The 18288-nt window shown below is 71.8% G+C and carries 14 protein-coding genes; 5 read left to right on the top strand and 9 right to left on the bottom strand.

Annotated features, from left to right (window positions below; translation table 11 throughout):
* Positions 1-116 precede the first annotated feature (116 nt).
* The gene (locus ACFVDP_RS39955) at positions 117-2582 is read left to right on the top strand and encodes an ATP-binding protein (protein WP_383501422.1); all 2466 of its coding nucleotides are present in this window, start codon (positions 117-119) and stop codon (positions 2580-2582) included.
* A 108-nt stretch (positions 2583-2690) separates the two neighbouring features.
* On the opposite strand, the gene nucS is transcribed toward ACFVDP_RS39955, so the two are convergent.
* A complete protein-coding gene (gene nucS / locus ACFVDP_RS39950) occupies positions 2691-3362 on the bottom strand; it encodes an endonuclease NucS (RefSeq protein ID WP_383501419.1) in 672 nt (223 codons plus the stop codon).
* A gap of 295 nt (positions 3363-3657) precedes the next feature.
* Between nucS and ACFVDP_RS39945 the strand changes: the two genes are divergently transcribed.
* Positions 3658-4050 carry an SCO5389 family protein gene (locus ACFVDP_RS39945; RefSeq protein WP_383501416.1) on the top strand — a complete coding sequence of 131 codons (393 nt, stop codon included), beginning with the start codon at positions 3658-3660 and terminating at the stop codon, positions 4048-4050.
* Positions 4051-4150: 100 nt separating this feature from the next.
* Here ACFVDP_RS39945 and ACFVDP_RS39940 read toward each other — a convergent pair whose 3' ends face one another.
* Positions 4151-5185, bottom strand: coding sequence for an LLM class flavin-dependent oxidoreductase (locus tag ACFVDP_RS39940; RefSeq protein WP_383501414.1), 1035 nt, complete (start codon positions 5183-5185; stop codon positions 4151-4153).
* A 233-nt stretch (positions 5186-5418) separates the two neighbouring features.
* Between ACFVDP_RS39940 and ACFVDP_RS39935 the strand changes: the two genes are divergently transcribed.
* Complete coding sequence (locus tag ACFVDP_RS39935; protein WP_383501411.1) at positions 5419-5745, top strand: ATP/GTP-binding protein; 327 nt, start codon at positions 5419-5421, stop codon at positions 5743-5745.
* Positions 5746-5772: 27 nt separating this feature from the next.
* Here the strand turns inward: ACFVDP_RS39935 and ACFVDP_RS39930 are convergent, their stop codons facing one another.
* The 7 genes from ACFVDP_RS39930 to mce all read right to left on the bottom strand — a co-directional run bounded on the left by ACFVDP_RS39930 (position 5773) and on the right by mce (position 15774).
* A complete protein-coding gene (locus ACFVDP_RS39930) occupies positions 5773-6609 on the bottom strand; it encodes an ABC transporter permease (RefSeq protein ID WP_383501408.1) in 837 nt (278 codons plus the stop codon).
* Positions 6606-7823: an ABC transporter ATP-binding protein gene (locus ACFVDP_RS39925; RefSeq protein WP_383501405.1), complete on the bottom strand. Its 1218-nt coding sequence runs from the start codon at positions 7821-7823 to the stop codon at positions 6606-6608. Before ACFVDP_RS39925 ends, ACFVDP_RS39930 begins: the two co-directional genes overlap by 4 nt.
* Before the next feature lie 382 nt (positions 7824-8205).
* Positions 8206-8976 (bottom strand): ABC transporter permease subunit, encoded by a 771-nt coding sequence (locus ACFVDP_RS39920; protein ID WP_383501402.1) that lies wholly within the window; start codon positions 8974-8976, stop codon positions 8206-8208.
* Position 8977: 1 nt separating this feature from the next.
* Positions 8978-9976, bottom strand: a complete 999-nt coding sequence (locus ACFVDP_RS39915) for an ABC transporter ATP-binding protein (RefSeq protein ID WP_383501399.1) — start codon at positions 9974-9976, stop codon at positions 8978-8980.
* An 81-nt stretch (positions 9977-10057) separates the two neighbouring features.
* Positions 10058-10993, bottom strand: coding sequence for a cellulose-binding protein (locus tag ACFVDP_RS39910; protein ID WP_351451254.1), 936 nt, complete (start codon positions 10991-10993; stop codon positions 10058-10060).
* Positions 10994-11176: 183 nt separating this feature from the next.
* Positions 11177-15094 carry a polarized growth protein Scy gene (scy, locus tag ACFVDP_RS39905; RefSeq protein ID WP_383501395.1) on the bottom strand — a complete coding sequence of 1306 codons (3918 nt, stop codon included), beginning with the start codon at positions 15092-15094 and terminating at the stop codon, positions 11177-11179.
* Positions 15095-15333: 239 nt separating this feature from the next.
* Positions 15334-15774 carry a methylmalonyl-CoA epimerase gene (mce, locus tag ACFVDP_RS39900; RefSeq protein WP_383501392.1) on the bottom strand — a complete coding sequence of 147 codons (441 nt, stop codon included), beginning with the start codon at positions 15772-15774 and terminating at the stop codon, positions 15334-15336.
* Positions 15775-15912: 138 nt separating this feature from the next.
* On the opposite strand from mce, the gene ACFVDP_RS39895 reads away from it, so the two are divergent.
* On the top strand, positions 15913-17115 hold the full coding sequence (locus tag ACFVDP_RS39895; protein ID WP_383501389.1) for an acetyl-CoA C-acetyltransferase: 1203 nt from the start codon (positions 15913-15915) through the stop codon (positions 17113-17115).
* A gap of 50 nt (positions 17116-17165) precedes the next feature.
* Entirely contained in the window at positions 17166-18125 is a 960-nt protein-coding gene (gene meaB / locus ACFVDP_RS39890; protein ID WP_383501386.1) for a methylmalonyl Co-A mutase-associated GTPase MeaB, read from the top strand.
* Positions 18126-18288: the final 163 nt, after the last annotated feature.

The following is an 18288-nucleotide window of genomic DNA, read 5'->3' as shown; positions in this document are numbered from 1 at the left end:
TCGGTCGCCCGCGGTATGACGTACCCGCCTCGCGGGCACCGGACCAGAAGCGACAGCGCAGTGTGCACAGGCCGGGAGGGGCAAGCGGCACACCACGCTTTTGGGGGGCTTTGACCATGGACCCGACGAACCGGGGACCGGAAGACTTCAGCGAGGACCGGCGCGACGACAGCACACCGGCGCACGGCGGCAGCCGGCGCCCGCCCGTCTCACCCGACTTCGGCCAGCCGGTGCCCGCGCTCGCGCGCACCGTGCAGCTCGTGTCGGGCGACCATCTCCTCACCGTCAACCCTGTCGACGGCAGCGAGATCGAACCCTGCCCGCCGGGCGAGCGCCCCGGCAGGCCCGTCAAGCACGACGCCGCCGAGCGCATCGAGCTCGCGCGGGCCACGCGCCCGCCGCTGCCGCCCGGGCCCGCACTGCCCCGGCTGCCGCTCCTGGAGCGACAGGAGGACCGTGAGCGCCTGGTACGGCTCCTCGCACGCGGGCGCTCCGTACGGCTCACCGGACCCTCGGGATCGGGGCGCACCGCGCTCCTCGACCAGGTCGCCGAGGACTGCCTCGGCATCGCGCCCGACGGCGTCGTCCGGCTCTCCGGACACCGCCGCTCGGCCGACGAACTGCTGCACGAGCTGTTCGGCGCGGTGTACAACGCGCCGTTGCACCGCCCCGACCGCGCCCTGATGCGCGAACTCGTCCACGAGGTCGGCGCCGTCGTCGTCCTGGACGACCTCGAGTTCGGTGGCACCCAGCTCGACGAGCTCCTCGAAGCGACACCCGAGTGCGCCTTCCTGCTCGCCGCGACGCCCGACGTCGCCGCCCCGTCGGCCGACTCCCACGTGGAGGAGGTCTTCCTCGGCGGCCTCGGCCGCGGCAGCAGCCTGGAACTCCTGGAGCGCGTCGTCGGCCGGGTGCTGACCGACGACGAGGCACAGTGGGCCGGCGACCTGTGGTTCGAGTCGGAGGGGCTGCCGCTGCGGTTCGCGCAGGCCGGTGCCCTGCTGCGGCAGCGCGACCAACTGCGCGCGGACCCGAACGTCTTCGACGAGCACGGCTTCTTCTCCGACGCTCCGGTGGACGCGCCGTTCGACTCCGCCGACGGGTACGACGTACCGCTGCCCTCGCTCGCCGAGGGCGCCGCGCCCGCCGCGCTGCTCGCCTCCCGGCTGAGCGGCTCGGCCCGCGCCACCCTGCGGTTCGCCGTCGCGCTGGGCGGCGAGATCCCGCACCAGGCACATCTGCCCGCGCTCGTCGGCGACCAGCACGCGGACGCGGCCCTCGCCGAGCTGGTCGCCGCCGCGCTCGTCACCGCGGTCGGCGCGCGCTACCGCCTCGCGGCCGGTGTGCAGGTGCAGTTGGAGGCGGCCGGGTTCGGCGACGAGACCGTCGAGCGGGCCCGTACCGCGGCCCTGCACTACGCCTGGTGGGCCGGCCACCCGTCGGTGGGGCCCGAGCGGGTCGCCGCCGAGAGCGACGCGCTGCTGGCCGCGCTCGCGGTCCTCGTACCGCTGTCGGCCGACGACGGTGAGTCGCCCGCCTCGGTGGAGCTGGCCCGCGCGGCCGCCCCCGCGTTCGCCGCCGGGCTCGCCTGGGGCGCCTGGGAGCGCGCGCTGCGCTCCGGGCAGGAGGCGGCGCGGCTCGCCGGGCTCGTCTCCGAAGAGGCCTATTTCCACCACGAGTTGGGGATCCTCGCACTGCTCGAAGGGCAGCTCGACCGGGCCCGCGCCGAGCTGGAGGCCTCCATCGGCCTGCGCGGCGCCCTCGCCGACAAGCGCGGCACGATCGCCGGCCGACGCGCCCTGGCCCTGGTGGCGGACCGTTCCGGCGGGGCGCTGCCCGGTGGCCGCACGGCGGCCGGCGAGGAAGTCCCCGACGCGATGTACGAGGAGTCGCAGTCGCCGCCCGGCGGGGTGCCCGCCGCCTACGCGCAGCCCGAACCGCCCCGCGAGGCCGAGACGTTGGTGAGCCGGCCGACGCCGCCGACGGTGATCGGCGGCGGCAAGGCGCCCACGCGCAGGTCCATCGTCAGCGGCACCCGGCGCAACATGGTGGCGGCCGGCGCGGGCGCGCTGCTCGTCGCGGTGCTGGGCACGGTCGTCACCCTCGGCGCCACGTCCCACAAGGACCAGCCGCCGTCCGACAAGGTCAACACCAACCCGTCGGCCTCGGCGGGGGAGAACGGCGGCGAGCTGGGCGCGGACAAGGCCGAGGGCAGCGGCAAGGGCGGTGCAGGCTCCGGGACCTCCTCGGCGCCGGCCGACCCCGGCAAGGACGGGATCCCGGGCACGGCGGACGACCCGACGCCGTCGTCCTCCGCCGGTCAGCCGTCGGACGACCCGTCCGGCACCAAGTCGCCGGACGCCCCGACGAAGTCCCCGACCAAGAATCCGACGAAGTCACCGACCAAGTCGCCCACGAAGACCCCGACGAAGCCGCCCACGAAGTCGCCGACGCCGCCCGAGACGTCGGAGCCCCCGGAGACCTCGGAGCCCCCGGAGACCTCCGAGCCGCCGACACCCCCGGACACCACCGACACGGCGAGCAGCCCCGTCGTCCCGAGCGTCTCCGACACTGTGATGTAGAGCGCCCCGTAAGGGGCGCGGGGAACTGCGCGAGCAACCACAGAAAAGCCGCGGTCGCGACTGCTCATCAACCGAGCAGACGCGACCGCGGCTTTGTGCCGACCCGGGTCAGAACAAGCGCAGCTTGTCGTCCTCGATGCCCCGCATCGCGTCGTAGTCCAGCACGGTGCACCCGATCCCCCGGTCGGTGGCGAGCACCCGCGCCTGCGGCTTGATCTCCTGCGCCGCGAAAACCCCCCGCACCGGGGCGAGATGCGGATCACGGTTCAGCAGCTCCAGATAGCGCGTGAGCTGCTCCACGCCGTCGATCTCGCCGCGCCGCTTGATCTCGACGGCGACGGTTCCTCCCTCGGCGTCCCGGCACAGGATGTCGACCGGGCCGATCGCCGTCATGTACTCGCGGCGGATCAGCGTGTAGCCCTCGCCGAGGGTTTCGATGCGGTCGGCGAGGAGTTCCTGAAGGTGTGCTTCCACGCCGTCCTTGATGAGACCCGGATCCACACCGAGTTCGTGCGACGAGTCGTGGAGGATCTCCTCCATCGTGATGATCAGTTTTTCGCCCGCTTTGTTGATGACGGTCCAGGTGCCTTCGTCGTCACCCGTGCCCTCCTTCAAGGTGCAGGGCGGCGACATCCAGTTGAGGGGCTTGTAGGCCCGGTCGTCCGCGTGGATGGAGACGCTGCCGTCCGCCTTCACGAGGATGAGGCGGGGGGCCGACGGGAGATGGGCGGTGAGCCTGCCCGCGTAATCCACGGAGCAGCGGGCGATGACGAGACGCATGGTGGGCAACGCTACTCGACTGCCGATGCTCCCCGCACTTCGCCCGCCCGTCGCCCCGTACCGCCTTGTCCGAGGCCTTTCGGGTGCCCCTTTTATTCAGAAGCACCCCGTTCGATATTGGCTGGTTGTGTGCGACCGGTGCGCGGTACGCCCTGTTGCGCTCCGGAAGCGTTGCCTACCGTAGAAGCAGGAGGTCGCGGTGCGCGCACGCTGAGTGTTCGAGGGGCCGCGTGTGCCGGGAACTCCCAGGCCTGTCCGTCAACCCCCGCTCCCTGGGGGTGCGAGAGGAGAACCCATGTCGCTCGACGTCTCACCGGCACTGTTGGAACAGGCCGAGCGAGGCGAGGTTGACGAAGCGGCTTTCGTCGACTGCGTCCGGACCTCCCTGCCTTACGCATGGGAGATGATCAGCTCCCTGGTGGCTCAGCTGAAGGTCGACGGCGGAGACTTCGCCGACAACCAGACGCCGCCGCCGGACGAGCAGGCACGTGGACAGCTGCTGCGTGCGCTCGCGAGTGACGCGATTCGTGGCGCGCTCCAGCGGCACTTCGGTGTCCGGCTCGCGTTCCAGAACTGCCACCGGGTCGCGGTGTTCCCGCTGAACCCGGCGGTGGACGAGACGCTGGCCCGCTTCACCTCGGCCCGCAACCAGCTGCTCAACCAGTCACCGGAGCTGCGTGACTGCTGACGGCTTACGCCTTGGATCGGTTTGCCTGCCGTCCCGTGCGCGGGAGGTGCTTCTGTACGGGCGGCAGGCACCGGACCTCAAGGGCGACTGACGGACGGGATCAGCCGAGCTGCGGCAGAACCTCGGCTCCCAGCCGGCGCACGTTCTCCTCCGTCGCCGCGAGATCCCCCGAACCCTCGACGAGCAGTGCGAAGCGTGTGATGCCGGTGCGCTCCGACGTGGCGGCGAGCCGGTCCGCGCACAACTGCGGGGTGCCGACGGGGTGCAGACGGCACAGCAGCTCCGTGTAGGCGCGCGGATCCCGCATCGAACGTAGGCGTCCGTCCACCGTCACATGTGCGTCCAGCCCCTGTTTCAGCCAGCCTGGCATCGCCTTCAGGAGCGCCTCCGAGGCGTCCGCGGCGCCGTCACCGATCTGGGCGACTCCGGCGGAGACATGGGGCGCGGAGAGGATCTCGTCGGGCGTGCGCCCGGCCTCGCGCGCGCAGCGGCGCCAGAGTGCGACCATCTCCGCCTTGTCCTCGTCGCCGCAGTGCATCCCGAGCAGCATCGGCAGGCCCCGCTCGGCGGCGGTGCGCACGCTCTTCGGTGACGTACAGGCGACGACCACCTCGGGTCCGGCCGGGTCCGTGCCGCCTATCGCCTCGGCGGGGCGGGGCACCACCGGCACCTCGCGGAACGCGAACCGCCCGCTCTCACCCCCCACATGGGACTCCCGCAGCCAGCGCAGCAGCAGGTCGAGCGAGTCCGGGAACCCCGACTCGTACGCCTCCAGACCCGAGCCGAAGACCTCCAGGTCCACCCACGGCCCCCCGCGCCCGACGCCGAGCGAGAAGCGCCCGCCCGAGGTCAGGTGCAGCAGTGCCGCCTGCTCGCCCAGGGCCACCGGGTGCGCCGTGGGCAGCACGCTCACGGCCGTGCCGACCCGCAGGGTGCGGGTGCGGCCGAGCAGCAGCGCGGCCAGGGTGATGGCCGACGGGCAGGTCCCGTACGGCACGAAATGATGTTCGGCGAGCCAGGCCGTGTCCAGGCCCGCCTCCTCGGCGACCTCGGCCGACCGCACCGCACGGTGCAGCGCCTCTCCCTGCCCCTGGCCCGGAAACTGGGCCGCCAGTACAAACGTTCCTACGCGCATCGCGTTTTTGCCTCCTTGGCGCCGACGCGGGCACTCCCCATGCAGGCATTAACGGCTGGCAAGTGCCAAAGACACGGCCTGGCATGAAGATTGACAGATTTTCTGTGCAGCGCCGGTACCGGTGGGGCCGGAGCGGCCCGGTGCGGGCCGTGGTGACGGCCGATCGCCCCAGCTCCGTCGGCGTACGCTGGTCCAAGCCCCCACTTTCGTACCAGCACCCCGTGAGGTGATCCGTGTCCCCGCGTCGCAACCGCCCGAAGACCGGCGGATCGTCCGGCAGCAGCGAGGACGAGGGGCGGCGCTACGGCGGGTTCCAGTCCACGGAGCACTGGCAGGGCGAGGAGTGGAGCGTGCGCCATGTCGCGGGCGCGAGCGCGGTCGGCAAGACCTACCGCTGCCCCGGATGCGACCAGGAGATCGCCTCCGGGGTCGCTCATGTCGTGGCCTGGCCCGAGTACGGCGGTGTGGACGACCGGCGCCACTGGCACAAGGCGTGCTGGAACGCGAAGGACCGCCGCACCACGAAGGTGCAGCGGTCCCGGAACGCGCCGCGCTATTAGGCCGCGCTATGAGGCGGGCATCTCGCTCTACACGTCGCGGCTGTTGAGACTGCCGAACGCGGCGGCGAGGGCGATGCCGGTGACGACGACCATGATCCAGAGCGGGTCCCAGCCGGACGGTCCCGAGCCGCCCGCCACCGAGTTGTCGTAGAGCACGGCGAGCTGGCTCGGGATCGAGTATTCGAGCAGGGCCTGCTGGAGGTCCTTGAGCGACTCCGCGAACATGAACAGCGCGAGGACCAGCGGCAGCAGCACCAGGCCGATCATGATGGTGATCGCGCCCGCCGAGTGCCGGACGAGCGTGCCGAGCGCCAGGCCGAGCAGGCCCAGCAGGGCCACGAACAGGCCGACGCCGACGGTCGACTTGAACCACATGCCGCCGGTCGGTGAGTCCTCGGCGCCCACGATGGCCACCTGGAGCGCGCCGACCAGCCCGGCGATCACCGTGGTCAGCACGAAGACCAGCGAGAAGAACACGATCGCCTTGGCGGCCAGCACCCGGCTGCGGCTGGAGCAGGCCGTCATCGTCGTACGGATCATGCCGGTGCCGTACTCGGACGCGATGGTCAGGACGCCCAGCGTGATCACGCAGATGATGCCGAGCAGCACACCGAAGAAACCGAGGCCCAGCGTCTCGTTGCCGTCCATCGACGAGGTGTCGGCGGAGGCGACGACCGCGGCCGAGGCGAGACCGATGCCGACCATGAGCACGATCATCACGCCGAGCGTCCACATCGTGGAGCGCACCGACTTGATCTTCGTCCACTCCGAGGCGAGCGCGTCACCGAGGTGCGCGCGGCGTACGGGGATGGGGGAGTGGTACGAGGCGCCGGGCGGGGCGTAGGGCGGGGGCGGCGTGCTCATCGGGCGTCGTCCTTCTGCGTCTCGTCCGTCGTGTTCGTGTTGTTCGTCGTGTCCGGCTTGCGCAGGACGGCCGTCGGGTTCGCCGGGACGGGCGCGACCGGGGGAGCGGCGGGCAAGGGCGCCGGGGGCTGCGGGGCGGCGTAGGGGTTCTCGGCCGCGACCGGGGGCTGCTGCGGCGGGCCCTGGGGCGGCGGCGGGGCGTACCAGCCCGGCTGGTCCTGGCCCGGCATCGGCATCGGCGCCTGCGGCGGCACCGCGCCGGGCGCCGGCTGCTGCTGGAGGCCCGCCCGCTGGTCGACCGTGGAGCGGTAGTCGACGGCGCCCTGCGTCATCCGCATGTATGCCTCCTCGAGCGAGGCCTGGTGCGGGGACAGCTCCCACAGCCGGACGTCCGACTCGTGCGCGAGGTCGCTGATCCGCGGGAGCGGCAGGCCCGTCACGCGCAGCGCGCCGTCCGGCTCGGGCAGCACCTGGCCGCCGGCCTCGGTCAGCGCCGTGCTGAGCTTCTCGCGCTGCTCCGGCTCGGTGTCCGGGGTGCGGACGCGGACGAAACCGGCCGAGTTGTGAGCGATGAAGTCCCGGACGCTCATGTCGGCGAGCAGCTGCCCGCGGCCGATCACGATCAGGTGCTCGGCGGTCAGCGCCATCTCGCTCATCAGGTGCGAGGAGACGAAGACCGTACGGCCCTCGGCGGCCAGCGACTTCATCAGGTTCCTGACCCAGAGGATGCCCTCCGGGTCCAGGCCGTTGACCGGCTCGTCGAAGAGCAGCACCTGGGGGTCGCCGAGCAGCGCCGCCGCGATGCCGAGCCGCTGGCCCATGCCGAGCGAGAACCCGTTCGACCGCCGTCTCGCCACCTCCTGGAGGCCCACGACACCGAGCACCTCGTCCACCCGGCGGGCCGGGATGCCGGAGAGCTGGGCCAGGCTCAGCAGATGGCTGCGGGCGGTCCGGCCGCCGTGCACGGCCTTCGCGTCGAGCAGGGCGCCGACCTGGCGCGGAGCGTTCGGCAATTCGTTGTACGGGTGTCCGCCGATGGTCACCCGGCCCTGCGTCGGCTTGTCGAGGCCGAGGATCATCCGCATCGTCGTCGACTTGCCCGAGCCGTTCGGACCCAGGAAGCCGGTCACGGTACCCGGCCGCACCTGGAAGGAAAGGTTGTACACGGCTGTCTTGGCGCCGTAGCGCTTCGTCAGGCCGACTGCCTCGATCATTCTCCGCACCCATCGGAAGGTCTGAACGTTTCTGAAAGGTTCAGGACGTCGGGGCAGACGCCCCCGTAAGGGTTAGGAGCGTATCCGAGCGCTGACGGTTCCGGCCAAGAGTGAGCAAAGGGATGGGCGGGGGCAGGGGGGCTCTGTGCCGGGTGTCCCGGAGGGTGCGGGGTGGATCTTCGAGCGCCGTCGGGGCGGGGGATCGCGGTTCTCTGACGGTTCGCGGTGGCTGGGCGCGCAGTTCCCCGCGCCCCTGAGATGCGCACTGCGTGCGGCATCTCATCGGGGAAGGCTGCGCGCAGCGCATGCCTTCAGGGGCGCGGGGAACTGCGCGAGAAGCGGCCACCGGGCCGCGGACGAAAGACGACCCAGGGCCGCGCCGCTATGCGTCCCGCTTCTTCAGCAGGGCGTAGGCCGCGATCAGGGCCACCGCCACCCAGACCAGCAGGATCGCCAGGCCGCCCCACGGCCCGTACGCGGTGTCGTCGTTGGCCGGGGTGACCACCTGCATGATCCGGGAGCCCGCCTGGTCGGGGAAGTACTGGGCGACCTTCTTCGTCGCCGAGACGCTGCCGAGGATCGGGGAGATCAGGAAGAAGAACGGCATGAGGATGCCCAGCGAGAGCATCGGCGAGCGGAGCAGTGAGGCGACGCCCATGGAGAACATCGCCACCAGCGTCATGTAGACGGCGGCGCCGATCACCGCGCGCAGCACGTTCGGGGCGCCCAGGTCCGTGCTGTGGTCGCCGAGCATCAGCTGGCCGAGGAAGAACGACGCGAAGCTGGTGACCAGCGCGACGGCCAGGACGAGCAGCGAGGCCACCGCGATCTTGCCGAACAGGAACGTGCCGCGCTGCGGGACCGCCGCGAGCGAGGTACGGATCATGCCCGTGCTGTACTCGCTGGCCACGACGAGCACCCCGAACACCACCATCGCCAGCTGCCCGAGGGAGAGCCCGGAGAAGGAGATGAAGGTCGGGTCGAAGGTCAGCTTGCTCTCGGTGGAGAGGTTCTTGAAGTCGTTGTTGGACAGGGCGCTGACGAGCATGCCGAGCCCGGCCGAGACGATGACGGCGAGGCTGAGGGTGAGGGCCGTCGAGTTGACCGACTTGATCTTGGTCCACTCGGATCTGAGGACCTGGGCCGTGGCCATCTCAGGCCCCCTTCCCTTGGTTCTTGTCACGGTTCCAGGACGCGCCCCAGCCCTGTTGCTGGGGCTGCTGCTGCTGCGGTGGCGGCGCCGCCTCGCCCGAGTGCGCGTGGTACTCGACCGACCCGGCGGTCAGCTGCATGAAGGCCTCTTCGAGGGACGCCTGCTGCGGGCTCAGCTCGTGCAGCACCAGCTGGTGGCTCGCGGCCAGCTCGCCGAGCTGCTCGGGGGAGCCGCCGTCGACTTCGAGGGTGCCGTTGCCGGACTCCACGACCGTGATCCCGTTCTCGTGCAGGACGTCGAGGAGCCGTTCGCGCTGGGGCGAGCGCAGCCGCACGAACGACCGCGAGTTCTCCCGGATGAAGTCCGCCATGGACGTGTCGGCGAGCAGCCGGCCCTGCCCGATGACCACCAGGTGCTCCGCGGTGAGCGCCATCTCGCTCATCAGGTGCGAGGAGACGAAGACCGTACGGCCCGAGGCCGCGAGGGACTTCATCAGGTTGCGGATCCAGTGGATGCCCTCGGGGTCGAGCCCGTTCACCGGCTCGTCGAACATCAGGATCTGCGGGTCGCCGAGGAGCGCGCCCGCGATGCCGAGCCGCTGCCCCATGCCGAGCGAGAAGCCCTTCGACTTCTTCTTGGCCACCGAGGTCAGACCGACCGTGTCCAGGACCTCGGACACCCGGCTCTTGGGGATGCCGTTGGACTGGGCGAGGCAGAGCAGATGGTTGTACGCGCTGCGCCCGCCGTGCATCGCCTTCGCGTCGAGGAGCGCGCCGATGAACTTGAGGGGGTCCTTCAGCCGGGCGTACTGATTGCCGTCGATCCGGACCGAGCCCGCGGTGGGGTTGTCGAGCCCGAGCATCATGCGCATGGTCGTCGACTTGCCCGCGCCGTTCGGGCCCAGGAAGCCCGTGACGATGCCTGGCCGGACCTTGAAGGTGAGGTTGTCGACGGCGGTCTTGTCGCCGTAGCGCTTCGTCAGCCCCTCGAGCTCAATCATGGGGCCACGCTAGAACGGCGATAAGCCCCCTGCCACTTGTTTGGGGCAGGGGGCTTACAGCGTTTCGCGAGAGGCGCGGGCTCAGCGGGACTGCTGAGCCGGAACCCCACGGGAAATGGGCTCGTCCTCGACCGGCGCACCGGCGGCGGCGACCGCCGCACCGGTGAGGGTGGCCAGCATCTCGCGCACGTTCGTCAGCTGCGCGTTGATCGAGTCGCGGCGGTTGGTGAGCGCCGCCAGCTCGCGCTCGGATTCCGAGCGGATGCGGTCGGCCTTGGCGTTCGCGTCGGCCACGATGTCCTCGGCCTGGCGCTGAGCCGTCTCCACCGTCTGGCGGGCGCGGCGCTCGGCGTCCGTGCGCAGCTTCTCGGCCTCCAGGCGGAGCTGCTCCGCGCGGTGCTCGATCTCCGCGAGGCGCTTCTCGGCCTTGGCCTGACGCGAGGCCAGGTCGCGCTCCGACTGCTCGCGGCGCTTGGCCAGGTTCGTCTCGAAGTCCGCGGCGGCCTGGGCGGCCTTGGCGCGGGTCTCCTCGAAGAGGGCGTCCGCCTCCTCGCGCTTGGACTGCGCGTCCTTCTGCGCCTCGGAGCGCAGCGTGGACGCCTCGCCCTTGGCCTTCTCGACGATCCGGACGCCCTCGTCCTCGGCCTTGGACTTGCGCTCGGCCGCGAACGACTCCGCGTCGTTGCGCACCTGCTGGGCCGCCGACTCGGCGAGCTCGCGGTGCTGCTCGGCGGCTCGGCGGGCCTCCTCGCGCAGGTCCTTGGCCTCCTCCTCGGCGAGGCGGAGGATCTTCTCGACGCGCGCGCCGAGGCCGGCGTACGACGGCTCCGCGTCGTTCACCTGGGCCTGGGCGTTCTGCGTCTCGAGGTGGAGTTCCTCGATGCGCTTTTCCAGAGCAGTGATGCGAGCGAGAGCGCTGTCACGGTCGGAGACGAGCTTGGAGATTCGTTCGTCCACCTGAGCGCGGTCGTACCCACGCCGCACAAGCTCGAAGCCGTAGGGGGAAGTGTCGCTCATGGGGTTCCTGTCGAATGAGACCGGTGAGGTGATAGAGGGAATCCTAGGGGTCAAAGCGGCGTGTCATCGAGCAGATGCCTGTTTGATCTGGAGAATGACACCCCTTTTGAGTGGCGTAGTGGCGGAGCACTTGCCAGGAGAAGGGCCGAACGGCCTCATCAAGCACGGTACTTGGTCTCCTGGCTAGTCCTCTGCCCCCTTGCCACCCGATCGGGTAGCCCCCGCCGCGGCACCGGCCTTGACGCCGCCGTCCTTGCCCGGGCCGGACGGAGTCTCAAAAGACTCCAACGCCTCCAACACGTCCTGGACACGGGAGATTTCGGCGTTGATGTCCTCGCGGCGTCTGACCAGGACATCCAGATCGCGCTGACCCTTCTCGATCATGGCCGTCGACTCCTCCTCGGCGTCGGCCCTGATCTTCTCCGCCTCGCGCGTCAGCTCGGCCTTCTTCTGCTCGGCCTCCTTGAGCAGTCCCTCGGCCTTCTTGACGGCGGCGATCCGGACCTTGCCGGCCTCCGAATTGGCGTCGTTGAGAATGTCCTTGGACTTGGCCGTGGCCTCGGTGAGCTGCTCCTCGGCGGCCTTGACCAGGGCGTCGCAGCGCTCGCCCGCGTTCTTCATCGCCTCCGCGGACTCGCGGCGCGCACGCTCGTGCAGCTCCTCGATCTCGCCCGTGATGCGGTCGCGCAGCTCCTCGGCCCGCTCCCTTATCTGCGTGGCGTCCCGGCGGGCCCCGACGAGGAGTTCGTCCGCGTCGGTCCGGGCCTTCTCCACCGTCGTATTGCCCTGGACGGTCGCCTCGGCCATCAGCCGCTCGGCCTCCGTGCGGGCCGCGCCGACCATCGTGTCGGCCTGCGCCTCGGCGTCGGCGGTCGTCTTCTGCGCCGACTCCTGCGCCTCGCGCGTCAGCTTGTCGGCCTCGACCGCGGACTCCGTGATGAGCGTGTCGACCTGCTCGGCGGCCTCCGTACGGCGCTTGTTCGCGTCCTTGCGGGCCTCGTCCAGGGTGCGCTCCGCCTCGTCCCGCGCGGCGCTCGTGACGCGCTCCGCCTCCTGGGCCGCCTCGGCCTTGACGCGCTCGGACTCGGTACGGATCCGCTCCGCGTGCTGCTGCGCCGAACCGACCGTCTCCGCGGCCTCGGCGCGCAGCCGCTCCGCGTCGCCCGACGCGTCCGCGATCAGCTTCTCGGCCTTGGCGACGGACTCGGTGCGCAGCCGCTCGGCCTCCGTGGTGGCGTCACCGACCCGCTTCTCGGCCGCCGCGGCGGACTCCGCGCCGACCCGCTCCGCCTCGGCGTTCGTCTCCGCCGTCAGCCGCTCGGCCTCGGTACGCGCCTCGCCGATCAGGGTGTCGGCCTGGGTGGCGGCGTCCGACCTGATGCGGTTGGCGTCCTCGCGGGCCTCGGCGCGGGTGCGCGAGGCGTCCTGGTCGGCGCCCGAACGCAGGTCGGAGACCTCGGTGCGGACCCGCTGGGCGTGCTCGGCGGCCTCGCTCCGCAGCCGCTCGGACTCGGCGATCGCCTCCGAGACGGTGTGCTCCGCCAGCGACTTGGCGGCCTCCGCCTCGGTGGTCGCCTCGGAGCGCAGCCGGTTCGCGTCCTCGGCGGCCCGCTCGCGCTCCGCGTACGCGTCGGAGCGGACCCGGTCGGCCTCCTCCTGCGCCTCCTGCTTCGTACGGTCGGCCGCGTGCTCGGCGGCCGAGCGCAGACCGGTGATCTCCTCCTGGGCCTGCTCCTGGAGCCCGGACACGGAGTCGCGTACCTGCTGCGCGGTCTGCTCGGCGCCGGAGACCAGCTCGGTGGCCCGCCGGTCCGCCTCCTCGACCAGCCGGGTGGCCTCGGTCTGCGCCTCCTCGACCCGGGCGCGGGCGACGGCGAGCAGCTCCTCGCTCTGCTCGCGGGCCCGCTCACGCTCCTGGTCGGCCTCCTGGCGGGCGCTGCCGAGCGTCTCCTCGGCCTCGCGGCGCCTGCGAGCGGCCTCCTCGGTCGCGGCGGCCAGCGTCTCGGCGGCCTCGGTGGAGATCCGCTCGGCGGCGGTCTGCGCCTCGGCGCGCAGCCGGGCGGCGGACTCCTGGGCCTCGGTCTTGAGCCGCTCGGCCTCGGCGGCGGCCTCGGACCGCAGCCGTACGGCGATGTTCTCCGCCTCGGAGCGGGTCGTCGAGGCGTCGGCGGCGGCCTCGGTGCGCAGTCGCTCGGCCTCCGTCTCGGCCTGCGCCTGCAACGTACGGACGCGCTCGGCGGCCTCGGAGCGCAGCCGGTCGCCCTCGTCGGCCGCCTCGCGGCGCTGCCGCTCGGCCTCCGCGCGGGCGTCCGTCAGCGTCGTCTCCGACGCCGTGAGGCGCTCCTCGGCCTCGGTGTGCAGCCGGGTCAGCTCGCGGGCCGCCTCGTCCTGCCGGTTCCTTATGGCGTCTTCGGTCTCGTCCTTGAGGGCCTGCGCGGCGCGCTCCGCCTCCGCGCGGGTCGCCTCGGCCTGCTCGTCGGCCTCGCCGCGCAGCCGCTCGGCCTCCGCGCGGGTCCGCTCCAGCGTCTCCTCGGCCTGCTTGCGCAGGCCCGTGGCGCGCTCGATGGCCTCGGTGCGCACCCGCTCGGACTCGGTCGTCGCGGCGCCCCGCAGCTCGTCCGCGTCGGTCCGCGCCTTGGCGAGGAGCTGCTCGGCGGTGCCGGCCGCCTCCTCGACCTTCTGGACGGCCTCGCGGCGGGCCTCGGCCCGGATCCGCTCGCCCTCCTCGACGGCCTCGGCCCGCAGCTGCTCGGCCTCGCCGCGCAGCCGGCGGGCCTCCTCCTGGAGCTCGACCGTCTTGGCCCGGTACTCCTTGGTGTCGTCCTTGGCCGCACCCTTGAGCTGCTCGGAGATGTCGTGCGCCTCGGCGCGCAGCCGGTCCGCCTCGGCCTCGGCCTCGGTGCGGATCCGCTCGGCCTCCTCGGTGGCGGCCTTCGTCGTCGACTTGGCCTCCTCGGAGGCCTTGTTGAGCACGTCCTCGGCGGTGCGGGCGGCCTTCGCCAGCTCGCCCGCGGTCTCCTCCGCGGTGACCGTACGGGCCTTCTCCTTGGCCTGCGCGATCAGCTGCTCGGCCTCGGCCTTGGCGTCGGCGACGACCTGCTCGGCCTCCGACTTGGTGCTCTCCGCCTCTTTGGTGGCCTCCTGGACGAGACGGGCCACCTGCTCCTTCGCGGTCCGCGTGCGCTGCTCGTTGGCGGACTCGGCGCTCGCGAGCTGCTTGGCGGCGGCGTCCTTGGCCTCCGTGAGGACCTTGTCGGCCTCGGCGCGGGCCTCGCGCAGCGCGGTGTCCGCCTCGGCGATCCGCTGCTCGGCGGCGCGGCTCAGCTCACCGGCCTGGCGGCGTGCGGCGTCCGACTCGGCGGTCGTGCTCGTGCGCAGCTGCTCGGCGTGGTCGGTGGCCTCCTGGGCCTGCGTCGACGCCGCGTTGAGCAGGCGCTCGGCGTCCTGGCGGGCGCGGGCCAGGAGCGCCTGGGCCTCGGCGCGCGCGGTCTCCGCCTCGCCGGTCAGCCGGCGGCCGGCCTCGGCGGCGACCCGCTCGGCCTCGGCGCGGGCGGCCGAGAGCGACTGGTCGGCCTCGGCGCGGGACTCGTCGAGCAGCCGGCGGGCCTGCTGCTCGGTGCGGGCCCGCAGCTGCTCGGCCCACTGCACGTTCTCGTTGACGTGGGTCTCGACCGTGCGGCGGCGCTCGGCCAGCTCCTGGTCGAGCTGCTGCCTGCGGTTGACCGCCTCGGTGTGCAGCTCGGACTGGAGCCGGGCCTGCTGCTCGGCGTGCTCCTGGAGGATGCGCTGCGTCTGCGCGCGGGCGTCGCGCAGCTCGCGCTCGGCGTCGGCGCGCAGCTGCTCGGCCTGGATCTGGGCATTACGGAGCAGCTGCTCGGCCTGATAGCCGATGTCCGCCCCGTCATAGGCAGGCCGGGACGCGAGGCTGCGGCGCGCCTCGTGCAGCTTGGCGCGCAACACCTCCACCTGGTAGCCCAGGTCCTCGGCGTGCTGGACGGCCTTCTCCCGCTCGGTCTTCAGCCGCTCCATCTCGGCTTCGAACCGCGAGAGATGGTCGGTCTCAGCCGGCCGCCGGCCGTCCTGGCTCTCGTAGCCCCGCACTGCGCGGTCCCATCCGTCCCCTGGTCGCAAGTTCTTCCTTACGAGCTCCGTCCATACGCCGAACGGGGCCCCCGGGGAATGGTGTCAGATCGACAAGGAGTACGCAGTCGGCGCTCGAGGCCCACATGTTCCGGCCTTTCTGCCCCGACCCTCGTCCCCCGATACCCGGACCCCGGCCCACGACCGTCCGCTGGTTGCGGCAGTCGCTCCCCAACCCTACCGGCCCGAGTATGCGGAGGTCAGTGGTCGGCCGACTCCTGAGGGGCTGAGGTGACGAGTTCCGTCAGTACGCCGTGACAGTCCTTGGGGTGCAGGAACGTGATGCGCGACCCCATCGAACCCCGCCGCGGCTCGTCGTACAGGACGCGTACGCCCTTGTCCCTGATGGCGTCGGCGTCGGCGTCGACGTCGGCCGTACCGAAAGCGATGTGGTGCACGCCCTCACCGTTCTTGGCCAGCCACTTGCCCACCGCGGAGTCCTCGCGGGTCGGTTCCAGGAGCTGGAGGTAGGAGGCTCCGCCGTCTCCGGTCTCATTGATCTTGAGCATGGCCTCGCGCACGCCCTGCTCCTCGTTGACCTCGGTGTGGAACACCTCGAAGCCGTACGTGGCCCGGTAGAACTCGACGGTCGCGTCCAGGTCGTGGCAGGCGATCCCGATGTGGTCGATTCGCGTCAGCATGGGTCAAGTGCAGCGCGGTCCGTGGTGGTTACGCAACGTGCGCGCGATCACATTCACTGGCCGGTGACGGGCGGCGTACCGCTCAGTACATTCGAGTAAACCCTCGTTCACTCCTCATCTCCCAAGGGGCCGTGCCTCATGTCTGGAACGACCGGTACCACCTCAGTGATCGTCGCGGGCGCCCGGACGCCCATGGGCCGTCTGCTGGGGTCCCTCAAGTCCTTCTCCGGAGCCGATCTGGGCGGCTTCGCGATCAAGGCCGCCATCGACCGTGCGGGAATCGGTGGCGACCAGGTGCAGTACGTGATCATGGGGCAGGTGCTCCAGGCCGGGGCGGGGCAGATCCCGGCCCGCCAGGCCGCCGTCAAGGCGGGCATCCCCATGAACGTCCCGGCGCTCACCATCAACAAGGTGTGCCTGTCGGGCCTCGACGCCATCGCGCTCGCCGACCAGCTGATCCGCGCGGGTGAGTTCGACATCGTGGTCGCGGGCGGCCAGGAGTCCATGACGAACGCCCCGCACCTGCTGCCGAAGTCCCGTGAGGGCTACAAGTACGGCGCGGTCGAGATGCTCGACGCGATGGCCCACGACGGCCTCACCGACTCCTTCGAGAACATCCCCATGGGCGCCTCGACGGAGAAGCACAACACCCGGCTCGGCATCGCCCGTCCCGAGCAGGACGAGGTGGCCGCCCTCTCGCACCAGCGGGCCGCCGCCGCGCAGAAGAACGGCCTGTACGAGGCCGAGATCACGCCCGTCGAGATCCCGCAGCGCAAGGGCGACCCGGTCCTGTTCAGCAAGGACGAGGGCATCCGCGCCGAGACCACCGCGGAGTCCCTCGGCAAGCTGCGTCCCGCCTTCGCCAAGGACGGCACGATCACGGCCGGCACCTCGTCGCAGATCTCGGACGGCGCCGCGGCGGTCGTCGTCATGAGCAAGGCCAAGGCCGAGGAGCTGGGCCTGGACTGGATCGCGGAGATCGGCGCGCACGGCAACGTGGCGGGTCCGGACAACTCGCTCCAGTCGCAGCCGTCGAACGCGATCCAGCACGCCCTCAAGAAGGAGGGCCTCGGCGTCGCGGATCTTGATCTGATCGAGATCAACGAGGCGTTCGCGGCCGTCGCGGTGCAGTCAATGAAGGACCTCGGCGTGTCCTCGGAAAGGGTGAACGTCAACGGCGGTGCCATTGCCCTGGGTCACCCGATCGGGATGTCCGGCGCCCGCATCGTGCTGCACCTCGCCCTCGAACTGAAGCGGCGCGGCGGCGGGGTCGGCGCGGCCGCGCTCTGCGGCGGCGGCGGTCAGGGTGACGCGCTCGTGCTGCGGGTACCCAAGGCGTAACCGGTTCGGTGCACCGGTTCTTGGTAAGGGTCTGACGGAACGGAGCTGTGATGCAGGACGTCCCCACGCTGGTCGCCCAGGCGAGAGAGGGCAGGCCGCGGGCCGTGGCCCGGCTGATCTCGCTGGTGGAGGGGGCGTCCCCGCAGCTGCGCGAGGTCATGGCCGCCCTCGCCCCGCTGACGGGGAACGCGTACGTGGTCGGGCTCACCGGGTCGCCGGGGGTCGGCAAGTCGACCTCCACGTCGGCTCTGGTGAGCGCCTACCGGCGGGCCGGGAAGCGGGTCGGGGTCCTCGCCGTGGACCCGTCGTCGCCGTTCAGCGGGGGCGCGCTGCTCGGTGACCGGGTGCGGATGTCGGAGCACGCCTCCGATCCCGGGGTCTACATCCGCTCCATGGCCACCCGCGGGCATCTGGGCGGGCTCGCGTGGGCCGCGCCGCAGGCCATCCGGGTACTCGACGCCGCCGGATGCGATGTCGTCCTCGTCGAGACCGTGGGCGTCGGGCAGTCCGAGGTGGAGATCGCCTCGCAGGCCGATACGAGCGTGGTGCTGCTCGCGCCCGGAATGGGCGACGGGATCCAGGCCGCCAAGGCCGGGATCCTGGAGATCGGTGACGTGTACGTCGTCAACAAGGCCGACCGGGACGGGGCCGACGCCACCGCCCGGGAGCTGAACCACATGCTGGGGCTCGGGGAGTCCCGGGCCGCCGGGGACTGGCGGCCGCCCATCGTGAAGACCGTCGCGGCGCGGGGCGAGGGCATCGACGAGGTGGTCGAGGCGCTGGAGAAGCACCGGGCGTGGATGGAGGAGCGCGGGGTGCTCTCCGAGCGGCGGGCGGCGCGTGCGTCCCGCGAGGTCGAGACCATCGCGGTGACCGCCCTGCGCGAGCGGATCGGCGACCTTTCGGGCGACCGCCGCCTCGGCGCCCTCGCCGAACGCATCGTCTCCGGCGACCTCGACCCGTACCGGGCCGCCGACGAACTGGTCGAGGGCCTGACCCAGGGCGGTTGAGCGCGCAGTTCCCCGCGCCCCTGGAGCGTGCGCTTCGCGCTGCTCTTCCTTGTGGTCGGGTGCCGGTCTCGTCGTGGCTGGTCGCGCAGTTCCCCGCGCCCCTGAAAGGCCTGCGGCCTTCAGGGGAGGCGGCGCGAAGCGCCTGCCTCAGGGGCGCGGGGAA

The sequence above is a fragment of the Streptomyces sp. NPDC057694 genome, assembly GCF_042799415.1.
GTDB lineage: Bacteria > Actinomycetota > Actinomycetes > Streptomycetales > Streptomycetaceae > Streptomyces.
This window is presented reverse-complemented; position numbering and strand designations above follow the sequence as displayed.

Bases quoted from the DNA above. Each gene is read 5' to 3' on its own strand.
- ACFVDP_RS39955 (WP_383501422.1), top strand. From the start codon at position 117: ATGGACCCGACGAACCGGGGACCGGAAGACTTCAGCGAGGACCGGCGC.
- nucS (WP_383501419.1), bottom strand. From the start codon at position 3,362: ATGCGTCTCGTCATCGCCCGCTGCTCCGTGGATTACGCGGGCAGGCTC.
- ACFVDP_RS39945 (WP_383501416.1), top strand. From the start codon at position 3,658: ATGTCGCTCGACGTCTCACCGGCACTGTTGGAACAGGCCGAGCGAGGC.
- ACFVDP_RS39940 (WP_383501414.1), bottom strand. From the start codon at position 5,185: ATGCGCGTAGGAACGTTTGTACTGGCGGCCCAGTTTCCGGGCCAGGGG.
- ACFVDP_RS39930 (WP_383501408.1), bottom strand. From the start codon at position 6,609: ATGAGCACGCCGCCCCCGCCCTACGCCCCGCCCGGCGCCTCGTACCAC.
- ACFVDP_RS39925 (WP_383501405.1), bottom strand. From the start codon at position 7,823: ATGATCGAGGCAGTCGGCCTGACGAAGCGCTACGGCGCCAAGACAGCC.
- ACFVDP_RS39920 (WP_383501402.1), bottom strand. From the start codon at position 8,976: ATGGCCACGGCCCAGGTCCTCAGATCCGAGTGGACCAAGATCAAGTCG.
- ACFVDP_RS39915 (WP_383501399.1), bottom strand. From the start codon at position 9,976: ATGATTGAGCTCGAGGGGCTGACGAAGCGCTACGGCGACAAGACCGCC.
- ACFVDP_RS39910 (WP_351451254.1), bottom strand. From the start codon at position 10,993: ATGAGCGACACTTCCCCCTACGGCTTCGAGCTTGTGCGGCGTGGGTAC.
- mce (WP_383501392.1), bottom strand. From the start codon at position 15,774: ATGCTGACGCGAATCGACCACATCGGGATCGCCTGCCACGACCTGGAC.
- ACFVDP_RS39895 (WP_383501389.1), top strand. From the start codon at position 15,913: ATGTCTGGAACGACCGGTACCACCTCAGTGATCGTCGCGGGCGCCCGG.
- meaB (WP_383501386.1), top strand. From the start codon at position 17,166: ATGCAGGACGTCCCCACGCTGGTCGCCCAGGCGAGAGAGGGCAGGCCG.